Origin of the sequence: Sulfurovum sp. (genome assembly GCF_041562805.1) — a bacterium.
In the GTDB taxonomy this organism is placed as follows: Bacteria; Campylobacterota; Campylobacteria; order Campylobacterales; family Sulfurovaceae; genus Sulfurovum.
In genome coordinates this window covers 1-6,375 of record NZ_JBFFOH010000143.1, presented here as the reverse complement: position 1 = coordinate 6,375, position 6,375 = coordinate 1, and the positions used below count along the sequence as shown (strand labels likewise).

The window sequence follows — 6,375 nt, the reverse complement described above, 5'->3', positions numbered from 1 at the left end:
TTCTTTAATGCTTTTAAGGGCCAAAGCATCCGCCATATCCGGCACAGCAACACGAACAATATCGCAACCTGCAAAGTGCAAACGGTTGATCTGTTCTACCGTTGCCGCGACATCATGTGTTTGAGAGTAGGTCATCGACTGCACAGAGATAGGAGCATCCCCACCGACAGCGACATTACCGACATATATTTTTTTAGTTTTTACACGTTCAATCATAGATTAATTTTCCTCATTGTAAAAGGATTTTAGCGCGAAACGCGTTAGAGAGAGTTGAGAGATAAGAGCTAATATTGCAATACGGCGTTAGTCTAAATAGATGCTCTCATCAACATTAAAAAGTCGAAATTTAGGGCCTTCAAAAGGCGTACCATTCTTACAATGAATCTCATATATGACGGCCAATGGGTATGTTAAAAATACACCATTTCCAGCCGCATTACAATTTACTAACGATGGCCCGGTTGTATATCCGGGAATAATTTCAATATATTGCTCAATAATCAAATCGTAAGCTGGATTTGAAACATTACCATCTAAACCATCCTCTATAGAACGAAACCAAAAGCCAGCCCCTGAAGTACGGTTTAATGTCCCAGTGAAAGCTTTCAGTTGAACTTCTCGGGCACGATCGGACATACCACCCATTTTTACTACAGCTACTGATGCTAATATTCCTACAATAAAAATGACAAAAATTAGCTCAATAATGGTAAAGGCACTTCGTCTCATGCTTCACTTCCAAGAGCGACAAGAGCACTTCGTCTCATCACCTTTTGTGCTTCTTCCAAAAGTGTCATGCCGCCATCTTTCTGATAACTTGCCACACCGACACGTATATTAACTGCTCTGTGCAGCTGAAAGTGATGATTACCGAAATGTTTTTCTAGGCGAAGCGCCATTTTATTTTCATTCTCAAGATTGGCATCCGGAGATATAGCGACAAAACAGTTCTCTTCAATCCTACATATCGTATCACTTTGTCTAAAGAACTCCCGAAACTGTTTACCAAATTCCAGTAAAAAAGCCTCAAACCGTTTTTTATCTAAATCTTTTCGAATCTCATCATACTTGTCAAAAGTAACGACCAATAAGGATAAAGGCTTGTTTTGGCGTGTTGCAAGTAATTTTGCTTTTTGCAGTGCTTCATTGTAATATTTTTTATTATAGAGCCCTGTGACATGGTCATGGATTGCATGTTTCTCGATCTGAATACGAATATATAACCGGACAAAAGAGACCAGTGCTATAACGGCAAGCATCGTAAAAATCAGTGAGAGATAGAGTCGGTCCAACATTGTCTCACTTTTATACGCCAACATTTCTTCAGTGAGGTTGGCGAAACTGTTAACTTTTTTCCAGCATCTCTCCCCGGACAAACTTACAGAGCCTTTCTCTTCAAAGGCCATCTTAAGAGCTATCCAAGCAGAAATCATCTCCTGATAACTTTCATCTGCACGAAACAATGACACATATTCAGCATTTGCAGGGGCTTGTAAAAAGTCATGATCGATAGCTTTGAACGATGTTTCTATTTCGTCTATAAACTGTTCCTGTATCAGTGGATCTTTAACGCCAATGACGCGTTGTATGGCACCATTACTATATACTAAACGATTCATTGTAACGCCATCATTCTGCATACTTTCAAAAGAGTGATAAGCAAAATAATAATTCAACGGCAGTAAGATGACAATAGCATATAGCAAAATAGTGATTCTGAAAACGGACCAATCTCTTTTCATACGAGCTCTTTTGTATGTAGTTTATCTATCATACAACTTAAAATGTTAAATAAGATTAAAAAAATGAAAACATCAAGGTCTTTCGACAAGACCTTAGTGTACCTGCTAAAAGGTGTATGTGGCAGCAGAACTTACTACAAATCGCGGTGAATCGGACGTGTTCCCATCACGGCAAAAGATGTTTAATGTACCTTCAGAATTTTTTTGTATAAAAGGGCTTGCAACTCCAGATCCTATAACACAATTATCAAAATTCACTGTCGATGAATCCAATAATTTTGGAAAATTATCAACATAATGAGGTAGTTCTTCCCCATTGAACTTAGCGCTATCACTATCACTGCTGATAGTACCATTTAACCCTTCTGAAATAGAAGTAGACCACATCATAGGCCCCACTGTACGACTTAACGTTCCCGCAAAACTTTCAATTGTGGCAACTTCCGCCTGTCCTTGAACACCCGCAAATTTCGGTAAAGCGACTGCTGCCAAAATTCCCAAAATCACAATGACAAAAATGAGTTCGATCATTGTGAAACCAGACTTAACCTGTAAAACTTTCATAAAAAACCCTTTAATAACAATCTCTGCAAACTTATGCAGACAAATTATTTTAACATTATTAACGCAAAGTTCAATCAAGGATCATCATACGAACTCTACAGGATCCATATCTATCTCAGCCAACTCAACCTGACTACTTTTAATCGCCTGTATCAAATCAGTACTTTTATCTGCACGCAATAGTATTTGAAATCGGTACTTGTTAGCTATCTTCTCAATTTGAGAAGGACCATATCCTACGATCTCAACTATCTTAAATTGCCGAAGCTTTTCAACCATCTTCTGCATTGCTTCTTCGGCTTTATTGGCATACTTATGTGCGAACATAATTCTTGCCAACTTTTTATATGGCGGGTATAGATCTTTTCGGAAGTGTTTTTCATCTTCTAAAAATCGTTCATAGTTTCCGATATATAGCTCAAAAAAATCTTCATTATAACTTTGAACCAATACCTTTGATTGCTTTTTACGCCCGCTTCGACCTGCAATCTGGATTAAAAGTGACAATGCTTTTTCTCTAGCCCTGTAATCGCTCATGTTGAGTTGATTATCCAACCCTAAAATCACTGCTAATGTCACATCATGATAATCATGTCCTTTTGACAACATTTGCGTACCGATAAGAAGGTCGATCTCTTTGGCATTAAAAGCTTTCAACAATTTTATAAGTTTGTTTTGCGTGCTGACAGCATCCCGGTCGAATTGCCCCACCCTTATCTCAGGATGATTTTCCTCGAAAAAATGGACAGCTTCTGCCGTTCCTAAACGGTTCGATGTCAACATCGCATGGCCGCATTCAGTACACTCTGAGGGGATGCGTTCCGAGAAGTTACAGTAGTGACATTTTATGGCATTGCTTTTACGATGAACGCTCATACCCACACTGCAGTATGGACAGGAGTGTGTATGTCCACAGGCAGCACAAATAAGATACTTAAAGTTGGCACGTGTCGGGATAAAAAGCATGGCCTGCTCACCTTCTGTTTTTGTTTGAACAATAGCTGATTCAACACGAGATGTTATTTCCTCACGGCACGACTCAAAAACAAATTCTCTTTTAGATAAGAAATGTCCACCTTTAAGTCTAAAATACGGGAATTTCACAAAAGAGTTCATTGAAGGAGTAGCGCTTCCTAGAACAACAGGAACTTTATATAAGTTACCCATGTAGATCGCCATGTCCCGCGCATTGTAACGAGGTCGGGCATTTGCCTTATAGCTGTCATCGTGTTCCTCATCTACAATGATGAGACCTAAATCGTCTACCGGAAGAAAAAGTGCGGACCGTGCACCTGCTATAATCTTTGCCGAACCACTATAAATACGCTCTAACAGCTTCTTCTTCTGCAGTTTACTAACCTTTGAATGCCACATCACAACGGCATCACCGAAGTGCTCTTCAAGGCGGATCTGCATCTGCGGGGTTAATGAGATCTCAGGCATCAGAAAGATCACTCTTTTTCCCTGCTGTAAGACCTCCTCGAAATACTTCATGTAAATCTCTGTCTTACCGGAACCGGTATCACCGAATAGCAAAGCCACTGGATGTTCCTGCAAGAAGTGCAATGCCTTATCCTGTTTATCTGAAAGCGTAATATTGGATTTATCTTCAACTTGAGATTTGTTCCCAATGATATAGTCCATATCTTGCTTACTGAAGGGGATAAATAAATTTAACGCTTCACCAAATGAACAGAAGTAATAATCTGCTATGAACTTGGCCATTCTCATCTGTTGTCTTGAAAAATAGTTTGGGATTACAGATTCTATTTCTGTTGTTTGAAATGTAGGCTTTACGCATTGGGAAGCAACGACCCCCGCTAAAGAACGGTTTCGAAGCTGCACATTCACTTCGTCTCCGGTTTTTAGATCAAAAGTTGAACAATAGGTTAATGGTTCAAGTGGAGAATTAAGGAGTGCTATTTCATAAAAGTACAAAGTGATCCTTTTTCAAGTCACATTATACTTTACTTATCAAAAGAGATACGTATAAAATATTATTCAGTGATTCGCTGACAATATATTTCAGAATGAAGACAATCAAATTGACCGTTACTGGAAGTATACGTAAACGTGATATCCGTATCTATTACTTTAAAAGCGTAAGTATTATTACCTGTCTTACGCCAATGACCAGAACTAGCGTTTGAATATATTGGGTACGTCAAAATAGTCATCGTTGCTGTACCATTATTGTCAAAAAGAGGATCTCCGTCACTCGAGGTGACGCCTAGGTGATCGAGTTTACTCGGGTATGCATTTGTACCCGTAACCAGCATTTTTTGACGTGCACTGGCAATTGCTGAACGAAGAGCAGCAACATCACCCTGCGCTTTTGCAATTTGTGCATGTTCCATATTCGAACCTAAACGAGGGATTGCCACCGCTGCCAAGATACCGAGTACAACAATTACAAAAATAAGTTCAACTAAAGTAAATGCGTTTCTTTTCATAAAAAGTCCTTTTGTATCAATACTTCTTGTATATAATAAATAACTATATCATGATTTCACATAAAGTACAATAATGACATAAATCAAAAATTATCCGAAAATGTATTAAACATATATTAAAATTAGAAGCGATTAGAAAAGATAAAGTCTCATTATGTGAGCGGAGGAAAGCTGAAAGTTATAATTAGGTATTCCCAAGCAAAAGCTTGAGAATTAAACACTGATTATGGACGTTTTGTCCAGAACCAACGTGGAGAGTCAGAGATATTACCATCCGTAACATTCAAGTCATATGTGCTTGTACCAAATGTTGGGCTGAATAGCTGGACATTATTGGCATTAAGTGCTGGTACCAAATCTGTACTTGGTGTACCTGCGTATGTAGCAGTACCATCAACAAGACACTCAGTTACGATATCTTCATCAGCGATAAAATTTGTCATAGCATAACCGGAAATAGATCCACTCGCTCCATCAGTGATAGATGTTGACCACATAGATGGTCCAACAGTACGGTTTAGTGTACCAACAAATGCGTTACACTTTTGTGCATTAGCTTGATCAGAAACACCAGCAAATTTAGGAAGCGCTACTGCTGCCAAAATACCTAAAATAACGATAACGAAGATTAATTCGATCATTGTAAAACCAGCTCTTTTCATAAAGAACTCCTTAAATCTATAAAATTTGGCTACTCTTGTAACCTTGGCAATCATTATGAATCAACTAATCTTATAACTTGCTGAAGATTTTTCAACGAAGGGACCACAGGTTAACAAAGTTCCTCGTTTACTTTGCCTGTGAACAGTCAAACAGATACTTTGTTTCCTCACTGACAATCAGGAATTCAACATCATCGAAGCTTTCGGAAAATTGAAATTTCATATCTGTATCAACTTTTGTCTCTCTTTGCAAAGAGTAACTTCGAATGATATTATCATCTTGAACATAAACATCTGCGCCCTTATTAACATCTGTGCTGTCAACAGTCACTGTCTTGTCTCTTTTAAAACGGAACCGATATTCAAAACCGCTCTTTATCGCATCTTGCCTGTCAAACTCAACAAGCTTTCCTGTTTTACCATTGACAACACCGCTTAAGACACAGTCAAGACCCGGCTTGCTGTCTGACTCTTGACTGCAGCCGCTGATCATCAATAAGATCAATACACTGATAACAAATATTTTTTTCACACTTTGTTCCTCTATTTAAAACGTAGTATTTTACCGATGAAATACTTTCATTGCATTTCATCATTGAACTTGTCCAACATCTTGAACAGCTCTTCTTCCTGTTTAAAAAGCTCAGCATTCTTCCGGACATAAGCATATAAGAGTGTTTTAGCATCGTTATTGCCGTCTGTATTAAAATCATTCTTCATCTGTTTGATCAGGTATTGGGCAAATGCGTCTTCTAACTCGATATCAAAACGGCTGCCGTTAACGGTTAGCGATACTTTTTTGCTCATCTATCAGCTCCCGTTTTTTAGTGTCATGACGCAGTTATTAACCTAAAATACTTTCGATCTTGGTCACGATCTCTTCGATTTCTCTGTCTTTTTCAAGCAACTCATCTTCCATCTGCTTTACCAGGGCATTCTTGGATATTTTTTCTG

At 38.4% G+C, this 6,375-nt stretch carries 9 protein-coding genes; all 9 read right to left on the bottom strand.

Annotated elements, in window-relative coordinates; all coding sequences use genetic code 11:
• A partial coding sequence (locus ABYK33_RS12790; RefSeq protein ID WP_373032056.1) for a flavodoxin-dependent (E)-4-hydroxy-3-methylbut-2-enyl-diphosphate synthase occupies positions 1 to 216 on the bottom strand: 216 nt, incomplete at its 3' end.
• 87 nt (positions 217 to 303) lie between these two features.
• The gene (locus tag ABYK33_RS12785) at positions 304 to 729 is read right to left on the bottom strand and encodes a type II secretion system protein (RefSeq protein ID WP_373033654.1); all 426 of its coding nucleotides are present in this window, start codon (positions 727 to 729) and stop codon (positions 304 to 306) included.
• A complete protein-coding gene (locus ABYK33_RS12780; RefSeq protein WP_373033652.1) occupies positions 726 to 1,742 on the bottom strand; it encodes a GGDEF domain-containing protein in 1,017 nt (338 codons plus the stop codon). Before ABYK33_RS12780 ends, ABYK33_RS12785 begins: the two co-directional genes overlap by 4 nt.
• Before the next feature lie 105 nt (positions 1,743 to 1,847).
• Complete coding sequence (locus ABYK33_RS12775) at positions 1,848 to 2,306, bottom strand: type II secretion system protein (protein ID WP_373033651.1); 459 nt, start codon at positions 2,304 to 2,306, stop codon at positions 1,848 to 1,850.
• Positions 2,307 to 2,390: 84 nt separating this feature from the next.
• On the bottom strand, positions 2,391 to 4,244 hold the full coding sequence (locus tag ABYK33_RS12770; RefSeq protein WP_373033650.1) for a primosomal protein N': 1,854 nt from the start codon (positions 4,242 to 4,244) through the stop codon (positions 2,391 to 2,393).
• A 59-nt stretch (positions 4,245 to 4,303) separates the two neighbouring features.
• Positions 4,304 to 4,759, bottom strand: a complete 456-nt coding sequence (locus ABYK33_RS12765) for a type II secretion system protein (RefSeq protein ID WP_373033648.1) — start codon at positions 4,757 to 4,759, stop codon at positions 4,304 to 4,306.
• A gap of 224 nt (positions 4,760 to 4,983) precedes the next feature.
• On the bottom strand, positions 4,984 to 5,421 hold the full coding sequence (locus ABYK33_RS12760; protein ID WP_373033647.1) for a type II secretion system protein: 438 nt from the start codon (positions 5,419 to 5,421) through the stop codon (positions 4,984 to 4,986).
• A gap of 127 nt (positions 5,422 to 5,548) precedes the next feature.
• Complete coding sequence (locus ABYK33_RS12755) at positions 5,549 to 5,953, bottom strand: hypothetical protein (RefSeq protein WP_373033645.1); 405 nt, start codon at positions 5,951 to 5,953, stop codon at positions 5,549 to 5,551.
• A 47-nt stretch (positions 5,954 to 6,000) separates the two neighbouring features.
• The gene (locus tag ABYK33_RS12750) at positions 6,001 to 6,228 is read right to left on the bottom strand and encodes a hypothetical protein (RefSeq protein ID WP_373033644.1); all 228 of its coding nucleotides are present in this window, start codon (positions 6,226 to 6,228) and stop codon (positions 6,001 to 6,003) included.
• Between the last annotated feature and the right edge of the window lie 147 nt (positions 6,229 to 6,375).

Excerpts from the sequence above, each read along its gene's own strand:
- ABYK33_RS12750 (WP_373033644.1), bottom strand. The coding sequence starts at position 6,228 with ATGAGCAAAAAAGTATCGCTAACCGTTAACGGCAGCCGTTTTGATATC.
- ABYK33_RS12765 (WP_373033648.1), bottom strand. The coding sequence starts at position 4,759 with ATGAAAAGAAACGCATTTACTTTAGTTGAACTTATTTTTGTAATTGTT.
- ABYK33_RS12780 (WP_373033652.1), bottom strand. The coding sequence starts at position 1,742 with ATGAAAAGAGATTGGTCCGTTTTCAGAATCACTATTTTGCTATATGCT.
- ABYK33_RS12775 (WP_373033651.1), bottom strand. The coding sequence starts at position 2,306 with ATGAAAGTTTTACAGGTTAAGTCTGGTTTCACAATGATCGAACTCATT.
- ABYK33_RS12760 (WP_373033647.1), bottom strand. The coding sequence starts at position 5,421 with ATGAAAAGAGCTGGTTTTACAATGATCGAATTAATCTTCGTTATCGTT.
- ABYK33_RS12785 (WP_373033654.1), bottom strand. The coding sequence starts at position 729 with ATGAGACGAAGTGCCTTTACCATTATTGAGCTAATTTTTGTCATTTTT.